The organism is Arthrobacter ramosus, from assembly GCF_039535095.1.
In the GTDB taxonomy this organism is placed as follows: domain Bacteria; phylum Actinomycetota; class Actinomycetes; order Actinomycetales; family Micrococcaceae; genus Arthrobacter; species Arthrobacter ramosus.
The window spans coordinates 2424983-2443836 of sequence record NZ_BAAAWN010000001.1 but is presented as its reverse complement, the minus strand read 5'-3'; the positions used below and the strand labels follow the sequence as shown (position 1 = coordinate 2443836).

General features: G+C 61.9%; 10 protein-coding genes and 1 pseudogene. 8 read left to right on the top strand and 3 right to left on the bottom strand.

Annotated elements, in window-relative coordinates:
• The first annotated feature begins 8 nt into the window (after positions 1–8).
• The 3 genes from ABD742_RS11360 (at position 9) to ABD742_RS11350 (ending at position 5470) form a co-directional block, all read left to right on the top strand.
• On the top strand, positions 9–2135 hold the full coding sequence (locus ABD742_RS11360; RefSeq protein ID WP_234753560.1) for a hydantoinase/oxoprolinase family protein: 2127 nt from the start codon (positions 9–11) through the stop codon (positions 2133–2135).
• A gap of 62 nt (positions 2136–2197) precedes the next feature.
• On the top strand, positions 2198–4525 hold the full coding sequence (locus ABD742_RS11355) for a hydantoinase B/oxoprolinase family protein (protein WP_234753562.1): 2328 nt from the start codon (positions 2198–2200) through the stop codon (positions 4523–4525).
• 123 nt (positions 4526–4648) lie between these two features.
• On the top strand, positions 4649–5470 hold the full coding sequence (locus ABD742_RS11350) for a hypothetical protein (protein WP_234753563.1): 822 nt from the start codon (positions 4649–4651) through the stop codon (positions 5468–5470).
• Positions 5471–5499: 29 nt separating this feature from the next.
• Here the strand turns inward: ABD742_RS11350 and ABD742_RS11345 are convergent, their stop codons facing one another.
• The gene (locus ABD742_RS11345; protein WP_234753564.1) at positions 5500–8295 is read right to left on the bottom strand and encodes a helix-turn-helix transcriptional regulator; all 2796 of its coding nucleotides are present in this window, start codon (positions 8293–8295) and stop codon (positions 5500–5502) included.
• 715 nt (positions 8296–9010) lie between these two features.
• Between ABD742_RS11345 and ABD742_RS11340 the strand changes: the two are divergent.
• Positions 9011–10830, top strand: a pseudogene (locus ABD742_RS11340) (glycoside hydrolase family 15 protein).
• An 88-nt stretch (positions 10831–10918) separates the two neighbouring features.
• On the opposite strand, the gene ABD742_RS11335 reads toward ABD742_RS11340, so the two are convergent.
• Together ABD742_RS11335 and ABD742_RS11330 are read right to left on the bottom strand one after the other, a co-directional pair.
• Positions 10919–11944, bottom strand: coding sequence for an NADPH:quinone reductase (locus ABD742_RS11335; RefSeq protein ID WP_234753566.1), 1026 nt, complete (start codon positions 11942–11944; stop codon positions 10919–10921).
• Positions 11945–12125: 181 nt separating this feature from the next.
• Positions 12126–13850: an AfsR/SARP family transcriptional regulator gene (locus ABD742_RS11330; protein WP_234753568.1), complete on the bottom strand. Its 1725-nt coding sequence runs from the start codon at positions 13848–13850 to the stop codon at positions 12126–12128.
• Positions 13851–13959: 109 nt separating this feature from the next.
• Here ABD742_RS11330 and ABD742_RS11325 point away from each other — a divergent pair, with 109 nt between their 5' ends.
• The 4 genes from ABD742_RS11325 to ABD742_RS11310 all read left to right on the top strand — a co-directional run bounded on the left by ABD742_RS11325 (position 13960) and on the right by ABD742_RS11310 (position 18722).
• Positions 13960–14616, top strand: a complete 657-nt coding sequence (locus ABD742_RS11325; protein ID WP_234753570.1) for a peroxiredoxin — start codon at positions 13960–13962, stop codon at positions 14614–14616.
• Positions 14617–14808: 192 nt separating this feature from the next.
• On the top strand, positions 14809–17544 hold the full coding sequence (locus tag ABD742_RS11320) for a winged helix-turn-helix domain-containing protein (protein WP_234753572.1): 2736 nt from the start codon (positions 14809–14811) through the stop codon (positions 17542–17544).
• Between the two features lie 156 nt (positions 17545–17700).
• A complete protein-coding gene (locus tag ABD742_RS11315; protein ID WP_234753574.1) occupies positions 17701–17997 on the top strand; it encodes a hypothetical protein in 297 nt (98 codons plus the stop codon).
• Positions 17994–18722 (top strand): DUF4386 domain-containing protein, encoded by a 729-nt coding sequence (locus ABD742_RS11310; RefSeq protein ID WP_234753576.1) that lies wholly within the window; start codon positions 17994–17996, stop codon positions 18720–18722. Before ABD742_RS11315 ends, ABD742_RS11310 begins: the two co-directional genes overlap by 4 nt.
• The last annotated feature ends 132 nt before the right edge of the window (positions 18723–18854 follow it).

Below are 18854 nucleotides of genomic sequence, written 5' to 3'. Positions count from 1 at the left end.
CACTGGTCATGAAACGAATTTCCGTTGACATCGGCGGTACATTTACGGACTGCTTTTTCGCTTGGGACGGCCTGTATGTTGAGGCGAAGGCGCTGACAACACACCACAACCTGGCCCAAGGATTCAATGAAGCACTCGACCTCGCTTGCTCGCGAGCTGGACTCGACCGCGATCTCGTTCTGGCGGAAGTCGATTCAGTCCGCTATGCAACAACCCTCGGCACCAATGCACTTATTGAAGGGAAGGGCCCGAGGGTAGGCGCACTGGTGACCCACGGCTTCGAGGACACCATCCCTCTCTCCCGGGGCCGTGGCTACGGCGAAGGGCTGGACCCTTCCAAGCAGCAAAATATGCCGGATGCCACCCGCCCGGATCCTCTCGTGCCCCGCAGCCTGATCCGCTCGGTCAAGGAACGAATCAACTCGGCCGGCAAGGTTGTCGTGTCCCTGATGGAAGACGACGTCCGCACCCAGGTTCGCGAACTTGTGGACAACGGGGCAGAAGCAATCGTCGTCTCCTTGGTCAATTCGACAGAAAATCCCGTCCACGAGCAGCAGATCCTCGAAATCATCCTGGACGAGTATCCGGCCCACGAACTCGGCGCTATTCCCGTTCTGTTGGGAAGCCAGGTGTCCGGCCGAAAGGGCGAATATGTGCGGGCAACGTCCACTATTGTCGACGCCTTCCTGCACGAAATCATGTTCCACGCACTCGGGCAGTTGTCCAACAACCTCCGGGGTTCCGGCTATGACAAACCCATGCTTGTCATCCACAATTCCGGCGGCATGGCCCAGTCGAATTCCACCGACGCACTGCAGACCATCCACTCCGGACCCATCGCCGGGGTGGGGGCCGCCCAGCACCTGGCTGACAGTACGGGACTGGGAAATGTCATCTCCACAGACATGGGCGGTACCTCCTTCGACATAGGGCTCGTCCCCGAGGGCGGAGTCAAGCACTACGACTTCCAGCCGACCATCGGACGCTGGCTTGTCTCCGTTCCGATGATCCACCTGTTGACCCTGGGTGCAGGTGGTGGATCGATAGCAAGCTACGACCGCATTCACCACTCAGTACAGATCGGGCCGGAATCAGCTGGCTCAGACCCCGGTCCGGCATGCTACGACCGTGGCGGCCTCCGCCCGACGGTCACCGACGCGGACCTGGTCCTCGGCTACCTTGATCCCGACAACTACGCCAACGGCTACATTAAGCTGAACAAGAAGCGCTCCATCTACGCCATTGATGAGGTCCTCTCCGATGAACTGAACATGGACACCGTTGAGGTCGCCAAGATCGTCAAGAACGCCGTCGACGAGCAGATGGCCATCGGCATGTCGAAGGAGTTGCGCGTCCGCGGCTATCTTCCGGAGGACTTCACCATGCTGGCCTATGGCGGCAACGGTCCGCTGCATGCGTGCGGCATCGCCGACCACGCAGGTATCCGCAGGATTCTCGCCCCGCCGTTCTCCTCGGTCTTCTCAGCCTGCGGAGCCGGCAACATGAAACCCCTCCATATCCACGAACGGGGCTCACATGTCGTCCTGTACAACCCAACGGACCGTAGCCTCTACAAGAACTATGGCGAACTGAACCGTGTCATCCAGGAGCTCGAAGCAAAGGGCAAGGAAGACCTCGTTCGTCAGGGTTACAACCCCGCCGACATCCGCCACAGTCTCGAGATGGACTTGCGTTACGGTAACCAGCTGGTGACCACAGCGGTCGTCTTCGACATCAACCGCGTGAATGGCGTGGTCGATGTGCTCCATCTGATCCGTACGTTCTCGGACATCTACGGTCAGCGCTACGGTGCCGGCAGCCAGGCTCCCGAGGCCGGGATCAGAGCACAGACCGTGCGGGTCGCGTCCTACGTGGAGGGTGACGTGGTCAAGTTTGACTCGATCGACTCCGGACATGACAGAACCATGCCGTCCCCGATTGGCACAAGGCAGGTCCACTTCGTGAAGATCGACGGAGCCGTCGATACGCCCGTCTATGATGCCGAGGCGCTGCACCATCAGCACGTCATCCACGGCCCGGCAATCGTGACCACCGAAAACACCACCTATCTCGTCGAGCCGACCTGGCGCCTGGAGCCGACATCCCAAGGCGCCGTGTGGTTCCTCAAGGACTGATCCGTGCCTTTCAGATCCTCCACCTACCTTCCCCCTACTCCCATTGAAGGAGCTAGATAGCAATGACGCTTACAGCAAATGAAAACAGCACTGGCGGCGGAGCCGCCGCCGCCCAGCCGCTGACCGCCCAGGAACAGCAGTGGGTGGACCAGTTCATGGACGAAACCACGCTGTTCCTCGGCCCCGACCCGGCGATCATGCGTAGCCACCAGATCACCTCCCGCTCGGCCTACGAAGAGGAATGCATTTCCAAGGGCGTGGACCCCATCCAGGTCGACCGTATCCGCAAACGGCTTGCCGGTGCCCTCGACGAAGGCTACGAAATGTGCGAGGCCATGGGTGCCGCTCCGGGCGCCAAATGGGGGGACCTGACGACAGCCATTTACACGGCCGAAGGGGACGTCACCTACCTGTCGTGCCACGGAGTCATCGCGTTCTCCGCGATTCTCCATCACCCGATCCGCTACATCATGAAGTATTGGAAGGACGAGCCGACGGTTGGGATCAATCCCGGCGACGGATTCATCCACAATGATGCCCGGTACGGAAACGTCCACAACACGGACCAATCGATGATCACGCCGATCATGCGCGACGGCCAGATCATCGCGTGGGTCGCGGCAACGATCCACGAAGGTGAGAACGGCGCCTGCGAGCCGGGCGGAATGCCGTCTGGCTCAGAGACCCCGTTCGATGACGGACTGCGAATGTCCCCGTTCAAAATCGTTGAGAAGGGCGAACTTCGCCGGGATCTTCTGACATTCCTGCAGCACTCGGTCCGAGACCCCAAACTGCAGCTGGCAGACCTCAAGGTCAAGATCGGTGCCGTTCAGCGAATCCAGGAACGCGTTGACAGCATCATCGAGGAAGTGGGCGTCGAGACGTTCGTAGCGGCGCTGCGAGTCACAGTCGAGGACGTGGAACAGGAAGTCAAACGCCGCATCAGCGAGCTCCCCGACGGAACCGTGTCCTTCAACCAGTTCATGGACTCTACCCTCAAAGAAAACATCCTTATCAAACTCGCCTGCAAGGTCACGGTCAAGGGCGACAAGATGACCGTGGACCTGAGGGGAACTGGTCCGGAAATCCTCAACCGGGCCATCAACTCCCCGCTGTGTTCAGTCAAGTCAATGATGATGCAAGCGATCCTTGCATTCTGGTGGCCGGACCTGCCGCGGTGTACTTCAGCGATGTCGCCCATCGACATCATCTCGGATGAACATACCTGGGCCGACGCCGGTTACGATGCGCCGATGGGTCAGTCGCTGCAGGCCTCGTTCCGCGCGTTCTCGGCCCTGCAGACGGCCTTCGCCAAGATGCAGTTCTCCAACCCGGAGAAGTTCTCAAACGTCCTAGCTCCGTGGTTCAACCAGATCAACACCTTCCTCTGGGGAGGTCTGACCCAGCATGGGGATCAGGTGGGCAATCTGTGTGCAGACCTTAACGGTATGGGCGGCGGGGCCAAGGCGTTCCGAGATGGTGAAGATGCCGTCTCCCCACTGTTCTGCGCCATGGCTGACACCGCTGAACAGGAGGTCATGGAGGAGGAGGTTCCCTTCATGCAACTGGTCAGTAAGCGGATCGTGCGCGACAACCAGGGTTTCGGCAAGAACAGCGGCGGTATGGGCTACGAGATGATTGTCGCCGCTGAAGGAACGCCGATGTGGGGCTTCATGACGGTTGCTTCGGGGTCCAAGTTCTCCTCCATCAGCGGGATGTTCGGCGGTTATGGCTGCAGCACAAACCCGCTTGCCATGGTCAAGGGCATCAACATCTACGACATCATCCGCAAGGATTCCAGCAAGTTCGATTTGTCCATGGAACGGATCATGAACGAGCAGCCCTACAAGGGTGGCAAATACAGCACCGCCCATATGGGCCTGCAGTTCGATGTCGCAAAGGACGGCGAGCTCTACATGATCGCCCAGGGCTCCGGAGGTGGCTACGGCGATGTCCTGGAACGCGACCCGGAATCGGTCGCCAAGGATCTGGAGCTCGGGCGCATTTCGGCGAGCGTTGGCACCCGCATCTACGGCGTCGTCTGGGATCCTGACACTTTCGTAGTGGACCACGAGGCAACCACCCAGTTGCGTCATGACTCGCGGCAAGCCCGGATCGCCCGCGGCAAGCCGTACAAGGAGTTCCTTGAGGGCTATGTGAAGGCCGAGCCCCCGAAGGATCTGCTCTACTACGGGTCCTGGGGCGACGACACGGAGGAGCTCACCGCCACCCACTTCACCAGCAACGGCCCGGAACGGGTCAAAGCGACCATCGACAAATTGCCACTGATCATGCTTCCGGACCGCCGGGAAGTGAAGATCACCGAACTGGAGGAGAGAATTCGCGAACTGGAAACGAAGCACGGCGAAGTCGTCCAGCGCAAGTCCTAGCCCTCCAACGTAGATCCTGATTCGGGACCAACGCATTCAAATCCCCTTCAGCGCCGCATCCTCCGGAATCCAGGACGGTGCGGCGCTGAAGGCCTGTAACAGCCAAAGTTCGGAGAAAGACAAATGACCACTTCCACTGCCGCCACACTTGCCAACGTCGTTGCCTCCCCTCCCTCGGGGCGGGCGAAGGCCGTGGTGTTTGATCACCATGAGTACGCAGCGTCCGTGATTCTTCGAGGCCATACCGTGCCCTGGGACAACGCCACCGCTTACGCGGCTTTCTTCTCTCAGGCACAGGGGCTGCTCGGGCCGGACATCGCCTTGTTGGACTTGAAGCGACTTTACGATCATCTGACAGCCGGAAATACAGGGCTCGAGACCGCGATGGCGGCCAGATCCCGCACAGGGTACGCGCTTCGGACTTTGTTGGCAGACAATGACACAAACAAGGCGGTCCTTGAATTCGCCACGGTATTCGCCCAGACGGCACGCCAGCCAGTGGTTCTGCGCATCCCCTCGCCGATGGAATGGCTCATCGCCACACACCGTTTCGGCGGCGCTGACAACCTGGGCGAGCTGGTCGCGGACGACGCTGAAAACGCCTCGATGTATGTCAGCGACTGGCTACGCGCCTTCGCAGCACTGCCCGTCGCCGGCCTGTTGCTGGATAACCGCGCGCCTGACGAAGGCCTCGGACGCGTGCCCGTTGCGCTGGAGGCTTATTCACCGATCGCCAACGTGACCAGAAATTATCGGTGGACGCTGGGGCAGTTGGACGACGAGCAAGTGCGTCTGCAAGCCGACACCGCGGTGGGCGGGTACATCCCTCCAGAGTTTTGGCTAGATCCGGATGTAGAACTTCCCTCCGCAGACTTTTACCTCGCCGAGATACCACGTTCAGCCCGACCGGAAGACGTGCTGTTGCGCCTTGACGCCCTGAAGTGACCGGCCGCAGTCATGTCCGGCCCTGCAGTTCAAGCTTGCTTCAGCAAATCCCTGCGGCGCGCCTCATCCACACAGGCCTGACGGCCGCTTACGCCGAGGCTACTGAAGAGATTTTTCAAGTACCACTTCACCGTGTTGATCCCCAGGTGAAGCTCCAGGGCAATTTCGCGATTGGACCGACCCTTGTCGATAAGCAGTAGAATCGTCTGTTCGCGTTGCGACAAGGCCGGTTCCGGGACAGATGCGCGCCGGGGTCCTCCATGCTGCTGCCGACCTCCGCTTAGACCGCGCGAGGTGCCCCCGTTGACTGCAGTATTTAGATCGAGCCGAATCAGGAGACTGAGAAACGACCCAAGATTTGGGTGGTAGTCGTAGTTGGCCGTACCCAGCCTTAGCTCCTCAGAGATGCTACGCACGAGTTCGGAACAGGCAACGCCGCCGTCCAGCACTGGCCGGACAAGGTCCAACCTGCAGCATGTGTTCAGGGCTGGCAGAAGGGTCTCTTCCGCCTCGCTATGGAGACCTGCCTGCTGGAGCGCCGCGGCCAACAGTATGCGGGCGTGTAGTTCCGCCCGAGGGCCGGTGTAGGCCGCAGCCCGGTCCAGTAGATACCGGGCCTTTTCTACCGTTGCCAGGTGCTCAGGAGTAGTTCCGTCGGCGGGGGCGGCATCGGCCAGCGCCGACCGGATCTGGGTGGTCAGGAAAATCTGGTAGCTGGTTTCGGCCAGTCCCTCAAGCCGTTGTCCCGGGGTGCCGTGCACTACGGGAACAGGAGCGAGGCCCGGTTGGAATGTCCTGGATTTGAGGCCCAGCTGCACCCGTTCAAGATTGATGACGAGTTTAAGCCTCGAAAGTCCCAGACTGTCGGCGACCGCGTCGCCTTCGTCGAGTATCTCAGCGGCCTTAGACGAGTCTCCACGAAGTTCCTTGATTCTGGCAAGAGTGGCAAAGGTGGAAATCATGAAGTCCACGACTCCGCCTTCTGATCCCAGCTCGTGTGTCTCTTCAAGAAGCCTTTCGGCTTTGTCTAGAGCACCACGTTCGTAAAGGAGTTGCCCCATCATCGCGCCTGCCAGGCGGGCTGCGTGGGAGTGTCTTCCTGCGTGGCGGCGGCCCAATTCGACGGCCAGGGCGAATTGCTTTTCGACCTGATCCATGTCGAGCAGCGCATAGGCTGCCAGGCCCGCAAAGCAGTGTCCGTAGACATTGCTGAATGGGCCCGAGACTTGGTCATGAAACCTGTTCGCCCAAAGTTGCTGTTCCAATCCGAGCTCATACTGGCCGTCGTGAATTTTCTTGAACGTTGACAGATTCGCTCCGACCGAAACGATCCAAGGTCGAAGCCTGCCCGCTTGCGCGAAGCACTTTTCATCCAATTCTCCGATGCGGCTCACATTGTCACCGTACATATCGATGCAGCTCTGGACGACGAGGCTCTCAACGCCGAGTTCAAAGCGGTCGTCGTCGCTCAGTGTCGCATCGGAGGGCATCACGGTTTCAGCTTGGTCGAGTGCGCCCTGCGCTTCTGCGGCTAGGTGAAGCAGTGTGTTTGCCCATGCGATGGCCATCTGGAGCCTTGCCTGGCCAGGAACACGATCAGCCGGGATTTTGCCGACGAGCGCAAGCAAGGTCGCCATACTTGAGTGTTCCACCAGCCACATCGCGCGGGACTCCACGATTTCTACGGCGAAGTCGATGTCGCCTGCGGCCAGTGCGTGGTCCACGGCGTCGCTGGGGAATCCGTTGTCCGAGTACCAGTGTGCCGCGGTCAGATGCAGCTCCCTGACACGTCCTGGGTAGTCGCGGTCCAGTCGGCGACGCAGATAGCCTTCGAAGAGATGGTGGTAGCGGTACCAGGTACCGTCCTCGTCAAGTGGCTGCAGAAACAAGTCCCGGGCCTGGACCTGTTCGAGCATGGACTGCCCCTGTTCCACACCCGACAATGCCGACGCGAGCCCGGCGCAGAGCCGCTCTGGAACCGACGAGGTCAAGAGGAAGTTCAACACATCCGGTTCCAGAGTGTTAAAGACGTTTTCCGCTAGATACTCGCCAATCGACTGATGCCCTCCGGATAGTCTTTCGATGAAGGCTGACGCTTCACTATGATCGCGTAGGGACAAGGACACGAGTTGCAGGGCAGCGATCCAGCCTTCCGTTGTCCTATAGAGACTGGCCACGTCCTCTCCGCCGAGGTCCAGACGGTTAAGGTCTACCAGGAAAGACTGGGATTCGGCCTGGTCGAACCGCAATGAGACAGCATCCACTTCAACCAGTTGGTTGCGGACCATGAGCCGTCCGAGGGGGAGGCCTGAGCGGGTACGGCTTGTGATGATGAAGGACAGATGGGTGCCCCCGGCGTCCAGTAGCCGCTCGGTGACGTTTAGAGTTCGTTTGTCCGTGACCAAATGCCAGTCATCCAACGCGATGACGACATCTTGACCGCCCTCATCGATGGCATTGATGAGGGCGGGAATAACGTATCGCTCCGCGTCATCGGGTCTTTCCTCGAGCAGTTGCTGTAATTCGTCATCGAATCCCGCCTTTGCTCTTCCAATCGCTTCCAGCAAGTGGGACAGAAACCAGACGGTGTTGTTGTCATCCCGGTCTAATGAGAGCCAGACTGTCGTTCGCCCTTGCGAGGCGAGAAGATCCATCCATTGGGCGGCCAGGGTGGACTTACCAAAGCCTGCCGGAGCGTGGATGAGGGCAAGACGCCAGCCACTGTCGGCGCGGAGAACGTCGGTCAGGCGGGTACGTGGAACCCATTGACCGACGGGTTTAGGGGGGCGGAACTTGCTTGAAGCGCCGGGGGGCACCACCGCCATCTGCCGCCTCCTTGTGGTCCCGCGTTCGTAAGGATTGCTCGAAGCCCTCTAGGAAATCTTATGGCAACGGATGCGCCAAAGACACTGCGGCGAAGCCGAGCTGGCGAACGAAGGCTGCTGCGACCGGTCGGACCGGGCTAAGGAGATGACTCAGTGGTTCGCGCTTTTAAGTCCCGGCGTGCAGTCAAAGAACCTCGGCTGCTCGATTGGCGCGAACGGAACTATTAGCCACTGATGGCCGTATAGCTCCACATATGAATCGTCGGGGCACCTGGCGTAAGCCTCCTCACGCGTCATCTCCCGGCCCCCCGTTTCCGCGACGGGGCGGTGCTGCACCCGGCTCGCTCCTGGGTCGAGATCATTGCTGAAAGACCTCCGCCCTTCCGGACGCGGGAAGGGGCTTCTGTCTCACCCCTGTCGACGTTGACAGGCCGTTCCATAGCTACTCCCTTGTATATATTGCCTCGCGCTGACACTGGTGGTGTCTTGTATTCAGTCTGGCTCCGCGGCCGGAGTGGCCCGCAACTACCTCCCCGGGTGAACTTCTCGGGGCACGGTTGACCACCCGGGTAGGGAGGAGTTGGGGCTCTCAGGGCGTGGAGCCCCGATGGCGTCACGACGGAAGCTCATGCCAATCAGCAGTCTGGCGATGATGGCTTGACGGTTCCTATGTTTTGGCCTGACGCTTTTCAAACCCTTGTGATTGACTGGGGCCATGGCCGCACCCATCGAGGACTATGCGCTCCTGTCGAATCTCTCTACAGGGTGTCTAATCTCCCGCCGGGGTAGCGTCGACTGGCTCTGCTTGCCACGCTTCGACTCCGCGTCAATCTTTGCCGCGCTGCTAGGGCGCGAAGAACATGGACTGTGGTCGCTTGCCCCCAGCCATCCGGAGGCTGTCGTCGTAGACCGTCACTACATGGCCTCGACTTTTGTCCTTGAGACAACGTGGCAGACTCTTGGCGGACTGGCCCGTATTACCGACTTCATGCCTATCGGGGAAAGCCGTTCATCTCTTGTGCGTCGAGTCACTGGCCTGAGCGGGACCGTCGCCCTTCTTCAGGAGCTGAGGATTCGCCCACGCTACGGTGCCGTATTGCCGTGGGTGAGCCGATATCGCGAGAACACCACGCTCGGTGCTGAAATATTGCTGGCCAGAGCCGGACCGGACGCCTGGGCATTGCGGGGGCACCATCTGCCCAAAGCCCACGATCGCCGGCACGTGGGGGAATTCGTGGTTGCAGCTGGTGAGACCGTGGATTTCGAGCTGACGTGGTTTCCGTCGCATCGCGAGGTGCCGCCCGCCGTCGATATCGATGCTGCCCTTGACGAAGCGGTGCATTATTGGACCCTGTGGGGAGGTCATTGCCGCCAGGACGGGGCATACGGGGGCGCAGTCAAGCGATCGCTTTTGGTGCTGCGCGCTTTGACGCACTATGAAACGGGAGGCATCGTCGCCGCTCCCACAACCTCTTTACCGGAGGATTTTGGCGGTTCACGCAACTGGGACTACCGCTATTGCTGGCTTCGCGACGCCTCATTGACGCTGGAATCCATGTTGACGCATGGCTATGAATCGGAGGCTTTGAAGTGGCGCAACTGGTTGTTGCGGGCACTCGCGGGTGATCCGGAGGACATCCAGATTATGTACGGAATCGCCGGAGAGAGGGACCTTCCTGAGAAAGAACTAGACCACCTGCCTGGCTATCAGAACGCGAGACCGGTCCGGATCGGCAACGCTGCGGTCTCCCAGTACCAGGCCGATGTAGTGGGAGAAGTCTTGGTTGCTCTGGAAAGACTCCGTCTAGCCGGGGGCAAGGAAGATCACTTCTCCTGGGCATTACAGTGTGCCCTCCTGGGCTTTGTGGAGAATCACCTAAATGACAAAGACTTCGGCCTTTGGGAGATGCGCGGCAAGGCCCGGTACTTTACGCATTCCAGAGTCATGATGTGGGCGGCATTCGACTGCGGGGTCCGTGCGGTTCGGGATCACGGATTGGCGGGCCCGCTGGAGCACTGGCGGGAACTCCGGGGACTCCTGCGGAGGGAGATATTGAATAAGGGCTTCAACCGCGACCTAAGGTCCTTCACACAAACCTATGGGGGGCGACAGGCAGACGCCGCATTGTTAGCTCTACCGCAGGTTGGATTCCTCGCCTACTCTGACCAGCGCATGCTCGGAACGGTTTCCCTGCTAGAGAAGGAGCTCTTGACCGACGAGGACTGCTTCTTCGGTACCGGACTGAAACCGGCGTTGACGGACTTGAACCGGGTGAGCATCCATTTCTCGCTTGTTCCTTCTGGCTGGTGGAGCAGTACGCTCGCACCGATCGCTGGACTGAAGCCAAGGCCCTGATGGACAAGCTCGTCGGGTTTTCCAATGAACTCGGTCTGCTCAGCGAAGAATACGCAGTGAAGGAAAAACGAATGGCGGGTAACTTTCCACAAGCATTTTCCCATTTAGCCCTTGTACGGGCAGCGGATGCAATGCACGGAGTCGACCGCCTCAGTCTGGCGGTTACGGATACCGCATGACAACTGAGGGTGGGGCCTTGTGAACACAGTTGACGGGTCCTGTCCGGCGGGAACCAGGGGACTCCGGACGTCACGGGCAGAAAGCTGCTCAGGACGCGGACACGTCGATCAGGATCTTTCCGATGAAGCCTTGCTCCACGGCATCGTGCGCTGCCGCGGTTTCATCGAGTTGAAACCGGATTAGAGGGAGCCCGTGTTCATTGCCGACACGCAATACCCCTGCTTTTAGTGCATCGGTGACGGCGGCAACGGCCGCCGTCTTCTGCTGATCAGTAACGGTGTACGTGAGGACGAACTGGTATTGAACGTTTTTGGCCATACTCTCGCGAATGGGAATGGCCAAGGATTCACCGGGTGCGGCAGCATAAATGGAAATGGTTCCCCCAGGCTTCAGCACCTTGAGGTCAGTGTCGATGTTCGCCGGAGCGTTGACATCGACGATCGTATCAACGCCTCCGGGGGCTGCTTGATATACGGTCTGTGGGACGCCGGCAGTGCGATAGTTGATCACATAGTGCGCGCCCGCCTGGCGAGCAAGTTCACCCTTCCGCTCCCCGCTCACGGTCGTGATGACGGTTGCACCTGCCCAGCGGGCGAGCTGAATGGCAGCATGCCCGACCGCCCCCGCGCCTCCGGTGACAAGCACCACCTTCCCTTCCAAAGATCCGGGGGAGAGCCTGTCCGGCCCGTTTTGGTTCGAGGTTAGCGCACGATGCGCGGTCAACGCCGGGATCCCCAGGGATGCGCCCGTGTCGAAGGATTCCGTGTCCGGAAGTGCAACGGCCTGCGCGGCCGGCACCACCACATACTCCTGGGCTGTGCCCTCGGTGCTACCCCAGGCAACGTCCCAAAGCCAGACGCGATCTCCGATGGACAGTCCCGTCACGCCGGGTCCGAGCTCGTCGATAACGCCGGCGCCATCTTGGTTGGGCACCTTTGGTGCGTCCAGCTTGCTTCCGGTCCCGCTGCCGGCCCGGGACTTCCAGTCGGTGGGATTGACTCCCGACACCACCACCCGGACTCTGACCTGGCCCGGTCCGGGTGATGTTAGTGGCCTGTCTTGCAGAACCAGCACCGACGACGGACCTGTCCTTTCGTACACGATGGCTTTCACTGTGACTCCTATTCTTTGGACCTTATAGGGGAAGGGCGTGCGTCTAGGGGAAGGGAGTGCATCGCGAGAACCAGGGGCTCTCCTTCCGCCATTATGGCCGAGACGTTCTCCATGATGACAAGTACATCCCCGTGGTGCACTTCTGGCCGCTGCCGGTCGGCTGCTTCCGGACGCACGTGGCCTAGCCGGCAAGAGACTTTCCGCTGGTCGTTAGCGATTTTTGTGCTGCTCGAGCGAGGCAGCGTTGCTCGTCTTGGCGCCTGCCGACTTCGGCAAAACTGTCTGCCGCCTCCCGAAACAGGGCGATGGCTTGATTCTCGTGACCTTCCGCGCGGCGCAGGACGGCTCGTGCTTCCCAAAGAGCGGCATGCCATGGTCCGCCCGGCCACATGCCGGCGAGCTGTTCGGCTTTGGCAAGCCGGCGGCGGGCGGCGTCCAGCCTCCCTGCCAGCGCGTAATTCCTCGCTGCGGCGACGTGATAACCCATCGAGCACGGCGGACAGACGCTCCTACCGGCCAGGGCGGCGTCCGCTCGCTCGATGATGTGGACCGCTTGCGCCGGAGAGCTGGCCGCCTCGGCGAGCACCCCGTACAGGCGTACAACCAGGTGTGGCTCAAGCCACGTGGACGCGGCAGCAGGCAAAGCGCGGCTGGCTGCCCGAGTGGCATCCTCGGTCCGATCCTGCGCGAGGTCAACCTCAGCCAGTCGTTGCAGTGTCACGATCTCGCCGGCCCGGGCCCCGGCCCGCCGGTGCAGCTCGAGCGCGGACTGGAGCAGGCTGCGCGCGTCGCCGAGTTCACCGGAGAACAGTGCCGCTTCGCCCAGCAACAGGTCGGCGATGGCCTGGCCGCGCACCGAGCCTGCTCGCTCGGCGATCGTGCGCAGGCGCTTTACTCGCCGCGCAATGTTCCGATGCCCGTCCGGCCCGCACAGGCAGAACTCAGCGAGGCACAACTGAGCGTCGAGAATGTAGCCGGAGCGCTCGGAATCGTGTCGTGTGAATTCCACGAACTCGGCCTCGAACACCTCGAGCCAACGGTTCTGCATGTTCGCCGCGATCGCCAGCACTGCGCTGGCCTCGCCGATCTCCCGGCCCAGGTTCGCTTCCATGGCCAGCTCGCGTGCACGCTGGGCGTATGACATGGCTTCGATGAGGTCGCCGCTGTTCAGCGCGATGAGTGCTCGCGCCAACGTCGCCCGCGTACGATTCTCCGCACGCCGGCTGTCCTCGGCGATGGCCTTCTCGTAGACCGCGACCGTCGCCGCCCCTGGGCCGACTCCCAAGTCCGCCCGCAATTGCCGGCAGAGTCGCTCGAACTGGCGGATCGCGCCCTGACGATCGCCCGCGTCGAGTGCGCGAACCATGATAGCGCGGTGGGCGTCCTCGTCCGTTGGCTCGGCCTGCACCACGTCGTCCCATCGAGCAGCGGCCTTGAGCAGACTCAGGTACAGCGTGCGCAGCCGATCGCGGGGTTCCTCGGCCCACACGGCGAATCGATCATCAGGAAGCAGGTCGCCTCGATACAGGGCGAGAGCTTCGGTCGTCCCTGCCGATGAGGCGAGCGCGGCGCGCCCGTCCGCTTCGAACCGCTCCGCGTCGATGGAGACCTCGGCGTAGGGCAGTAAAACCAGCAAATCGCCGCGCGCCTGTAGGGCGTCCGACGAGCCGAGGGCAGCGCGAGCGAAATGCATTGCCTTGCGTAGGTTCGAAGCAGCAGCTCGAGCGTTGAGATCGGGCCAGAGCAAATCGGCGACGACATCCCTGTGCAGCCGGTGCCCTTCCGCGAGGGCGAGGATCTTGACGAGCCCGGCGGCCTTGGTTCGTTTCCACGCGTCGCCTGGAACAGTCCGGCCGTCAACTACGACACGGAACGCGCCTAGCACGACGACGGCGCACGTCTCCATGCCCTCATGGTAGCCGGGGGAACAGTGGGGGAACAGGGTTGCCTTACCGTGAGAAATGACGGCGAGCCAATTGGCTCCGTCATCACATCACAACGCCCAGGAGGACATGATGGGACTGCAACTCGGTGAGATCGCACCCGATTTCTCCGCCAAGACGACCGCTGGAGACATCCGCTTCCATGACTGGCTCGGAGACGCGTGGGGAGTGCTGTTCTCGCACCCGAAAGACTTCACCCCGGTCTGCACGACCGAGCTCGGCTACATGGCCAAGATCAAGCCCGAGTTCGACCGACGCGGAGTCAAGATCATCGGCTTGTCCGTGGACTCGACAGCTGATCACGAGCGGTGGGGCGCCGATATCGAAGAAACGCAGGGAACTCGCCCCAATTACCCCGTGATCGGCGACGAGGACTACACCGTGGCGAAGCTTTACGGCATGCTCCCTGCAGCCACGTCCGGGGATGCCAAGAGCCGCACGCCCGCGGACAACCAGACCGTCCGCAACGTGTTCGTCATCGGGCCGGACAAGAAGATCAAGCTGATCCTCGTCTACCCCATGACGACCGGACGCAACTTCGACGAGGTGCTTCGCGTCGTCGACTCGCTTCAGCTCACGGCGAAGCACCGGGTGGCGACGCCGGTCAACTGGAAGCAAGGCGAGGACGTCATCATCGCCGGCTCCGTCCCGAACAGCGAGGCCCGGGAGATCTTTGGCGATTGGAAGGAGCCCAAGCCGTACATTCGGATCGTTCCGCAGCCCGTGTGATTCGCTTCGCCGGTTGCCCGCTGGTTGAGCGGGCACCCGGCTCTGTCGGGCATGGTGGGCGCGGCTCAGTTGTTGAAGACGTCCCGGACGGCGGTCAGACGGCCCGGCGTGGGGTGTTGCCCTAATTCACCGGCACTACACTGGGATCACCCGGGCCGAGGCAAGGTGACCGGCTGTCGAGGGAGGTCCGTGATGGCAGGTCCATTGCTCGAGACCAAACTGCACGTCCCCGTGCCACGACGCGGTCTCGTGACGCGCCCCAGGCTCAGCGACCGTCTAAGGCAGGCCGACGAGCAAACGCTGATCCTCGTCTCAGCCCCCGCCGGCTTCGGGAAAACGACCGTGCTGACCGAGTGGTTGGCGGAAGCACCTGCCAATGGCCGATCGGTCGCCTGGCTCTCGCTCGACCAGCGGGACAACGATCCCACGCTGTTCTGGACCTACCTTGTAGCTGCGCTGGACAGGGTATCGAACGGTCTCGGCGCCAAAGCACTCGCAGTCCGATCCCCGCAATCGAGCACTGAAGCGTTTCTGACCACCCTGATCAACGAGTTGCAGGCCGTCCCGAACAGACTTATCTTGGTGCTCGACGATTACCACGTCATCGAGAATCAGGACGTGCAGGAGGGGCTGGCCTTTCTCATCGAGAACCTGCCCGCGCAGCTACAACTGGTCATCGCGAGCCGTGCCGATCCAGCTTTGCCACTCCCGCGACTCAGATCACGCGGCAGGCTCCTCGAGATCCGTGCCGCCGATCTCCGCTTCACCCCGGAGGAGGCTAGCGCCTACTTCAACGGCGTGATGGGACTGAGTCTCACCGCGCAGGATATCGCCGCCCTCGAAGCCCGGGCCGAGGGCTGGATCGCCGCGTTCCAATTGGCGGCGCTCTCGATGCAGGGAAGGGACGACGTCGCCGGCTTCATCGCTGGCTTCGCAGGTGATGACCGTTACATCGTCGATTACCTCGCGGAAGAGGTACTCCTGCGCCAGCCCGACGACGTCCGGAACTTCCTGCTGCAAACCTCCATCCTGAACCGGCTCAACGGTCCGCTCTGCGACGCCGTGACCGGCCAAAACACCGGAAAAGCAATGCTCGAGTCGATCGATCGAGGGAACCTGTTCGTGGTTCCGCTCGACGACCGCCGCTGGTGGTACCGCTATCACCACCTCTTCGCCGACGTGCTACGGGCGCGACTCATGGACGAGCAGCCGGGCCGCATTAGCGAACTGCATGAGCGCGCAAGCATCTGGCACGAACATAACGGCGACCTCCCGGAAGCTATCCGCCACACCATGGCCGGCAAGGACTTCGAGCGGGCCGCGGACCTGATCGAGCTCGCGATCCCTGCCATGCGTAAGGACCGCCAGGACGCCACGCTGAGCCGCTGGCTCCAAGCGCTCCCCGGCGAACTGATACAAGCGCGGCCCGGGCTGGGCGTTGCCTACGCCGGGGCGCTCCTCGCAAGCGGCGAACTCACCGGCGTCGACGCCCGCCTCAAGGAGGCAGAGCAGTGGTTAGGTACGACGGCGGAAGACGGCGACGGCGGGAACCTCACCAGCTCGATCGAGATCTACCGTGCAGCGCAGGCGCTCGCAGTCGGGGACACCGCCGGGGCAATGACGCACGCGACCACCGCACTCGGCCTCGTTGGGAAGAACGATCATCTTGAGCGCGGAGCGGCATCCGGGCTGTTGGCGCTCGGCCATTGGACGAACGGCGAACTGGGGGTAGCGCACGGCCTGTGGTCCGATTCTTATTCCAACCTTGAGCGGGCCGGGCACCACTCGGACATGCTCGGTTGCTCCATCGCCTTGGCCGACATCCGGATTACCCAAGGCCGGCTCCGCGACGCAATGGCGATCTACGAGCGGGGTCTCGAGGTCGCGGGCAGGCACCCGGCGCAAATGCTCCGCGGAACGGCCGACATGCACGTAGGAATGAGCATGCTCCTTCTTGAACGCGGCGAACTTGAAGTCGCAAGGCAGCACCTGCTGACCAGCCAGGAGCTCGGCGAGGATGCCGCGCTGCCCCAAAACCCGTACCGCTCGCGGGTCGCGGTGGCCCGGGTCCTCCAAGCAGAAGGGGACGTGGGCGGCGCGCTTGAGCAACTCGACGAGGCGGAGCGCCTCTACGTCGGCGACTTCTTTCCCGAGGTACATCCAGTCGCGGCCGTGCGGGCACAGATGTGGATCTCGCACGGAAGGACGTCCGACGCTCTCCGCTGGGCGCGTGAGCGAGGCATTTCCGACGAAGATGAACTCTCTTACCTGAACGAGTTCGAGCACATCACGTTGGCCAGGGCACTCCTCGCCCGGCACGGGGCGGAGCCGTCGGAGGACTCTGTCGGACGGGCGATCGCGCTGCTTGGCCGTCTCCTTCGGGCCGCGGAAGAAGGTGGCAGGACCGGGACCGTCGTCGAACTTCTGGTTCTTATGGCACTTGCCCACCAAAAAGAAGCGGACGACGGCGGCGCGCTGGCTGCGCTGCAACGCGCGGTAGCGCTCGCCGAACCAGGGGGCTACGTCTCAGTGTTCGTCGATGAGGGAGAGGCTATGGCCGCCTTGCTGGAGGCGCTCGCGAAGCAGGGGAGCGCCTCGGACTATGTAGACCGCCTCTTGGAGTCGGTCGGGACCGAAACGCACGAGACCGAGGCCCAAGGTGCTCGGACACGCAGTACCCGAGGCCGCGGCACCCCAGCACAGCAACGCTTAATCGAGCCCCTGAGCGAACGCGAGCTGCAAGTGCTTCGGCTTCTTTCCTCGGAGCTGGACGGCCCGGACATCGCGCGCGAGTTGCTCGTCTCCCTCAACACCCTCCGGACACACACCAAGAACATCTATGCCAAGCTCGGCGCGAACAACCGCCGCTCGGCCGTCCGCCGGGCCGAAGAGCTGGATCTCTTGTCGCGAAGCCGCGACGAGCGCTAATCCAGGCCGGGGGTCCGCCCGACATTCCTTCCGAAAGATCACCACATCAATCACCAGATGTGGTGATCCCTGCTCACCACATCTCCTTCTACCTTCAAAGCTCAAGGAAGTCATCCGCAAAGGCGGCTGAAATCCACTAAGGCAGAAGGAGGTGCGATGAACGCGAGATCGATAGGCCGGGACGACACGCCGGTCGAGTATGAAGTCCGCGTCAAAGGCCATCTTGATTCCCGCTGGGCCGCTTGGTTCGAAGGACTGAGCCTCACCAACGAACACGACGGAACCACCGCCATCCGCATCCGGAACGTCGACCAGGCCGCGCTCCACGGTCTGCTGCAAAAGCTCCACGACTTGGCAATACCGCTCTTGGCAGTCAACCAAGCCGGAGCCACGCAACCCAGCCAGCCGGCGTCGAACACTCGCATTTCATCCCTAAGAAGGACCACACCATGAAAACCACAACCCAAACCCCAACAACTGAGCGTGTCCGGATGGACCCGCTGCGGAAGACCGCGGTGGTTGCAGGCATCCTGTACCTGGTCACCTTCGTCAGCTCGATCCCGGCGCTGTTCCTGATTTCCCCCGTCCTGAACGATCCGCACTACATCACGGGGCCTGGTGCCGACTCGACCGTAATCTTCGGCTGCTTCCTTGATCTCGTCAACGCGGTTTCCGCCGTGGGCACCGCCGTCGCACTGTTTCCTGTCGTCAAACGGCAGAACGAGGGCATCGCGCTCGGCTTCGTCACCGCCCGGATGTTTGAAGCCGCGGTCATCGTGATCGGCGTCGTGAGTCTCCTGGCTGTGGTCACTTTGCGACAGAAAGGCGGAGCGGATCCGGCCTTGGTTCCCGTGGGCGAGGCGCTCGTGGCGGTCCGCGACTGGACGTTCATTCTCGGGCCGAGCCTGGTTCCGGGTGTGAGCGGGCTGCTGCTCGGATACCTGATGTACCGTTCGGGGCTCGTGCCGCGCGTCATTCCCTTGCTTGGACTGATCGGCGGCCCGTTGCTGCTTTCGTCGACGATCTCAACGATGTTCGGTATCAACCAGGGGATCTCGTTGTGGTCGGGACTCGCAACCTTGCCGATCTTCGTTTGGGAGTTGTCGCTGGGCGTGTGGATGGCGGTCAAGGGCTTCAAGCCGTCGCCCGTTACCGCCGGGCAAGTACGCACCGCTTGAGGAACCACCCACAAACCCCCGGCGTATGTCCCGCGGCCAGCCCGGCCGCGGGACGCATCGCGTTGAACAGCGCCGGTCGGTCATCCCGGTCGGCCGGGCCGTGACCTCCTGCTCCAGGGGGACTTTGCGGTT

What these genes read in the sequence shown, in the direction of transcription:
- ABD742_RS11360 (WP_234753560.1), top strand. Translation starts at nt 9, where the DNA reads ATGAAACGAATTTCCGTTGACATCGGCGGTACATTTACGGACTGCTTT.
- ABD742_RS11355 (WP_234753562.1), top strand. Translation starts at nt 2,198, where the DNA reads ATGACGCTTACAGCAAATGAAAACAGCACTGGCGGCGGAGCCGCCGCC.
- ABD742_RS11350 (WP_234753563.1), top strand. Translation starts at nt 4,649, where the DNA reads ATGACCACTTCCACTGCCGCCACACTTGCCAACGTCGTTGCCTCCCCT.
- ABD742_RS11345 (WP_234753564.1), bottom strand. Translation starts at nt 8,295, where the DNA reads ATGGCGGTGGTGCCCCCCGGCGCTTCAAGCAAGTTCCGCCCCCCTAAA.
- ABD742_RS11330 (WP_234753568.1), bottom strand. Translation starts at nt 13,850, where the DNA reads ATGGAGACGTGCGCCGTCGTCGTGCTAGGCGCGTTCCGTGTCGTAGTT.
- ABD742_RS11325 (WP_234753570.1), top strand. Translation starts at nt 13,960, where the DNA reads ATGGGACTGCAACTCGGTGAGATCGCACCCGATTTCTCCGCCAAGACG.
- ABD742_RS11320 (WP_234753572.1), top strand. Translation starts at nt 14,809, where the DNA reads ATGGCAGGTCCATTGCTCGAGACCAAACTGCACGTCCCCGTGCCACGA.
- ABD742_RS11315 (WP_234753574.1), top strand. Translation starts at nt 17,701, where the DNA reads ATGAACGCGAGATCGATAGGCCGGGACGACACGCCGGTCGAGTATGAA.
- ABD742_RS11310 (WP_234753576.1), top strand. Translation starts at nt 17,994, where the DNA reads ATGAAAACCACAACCCAAACCCCAACAACTGAGCGTGTCCGGATGGAC.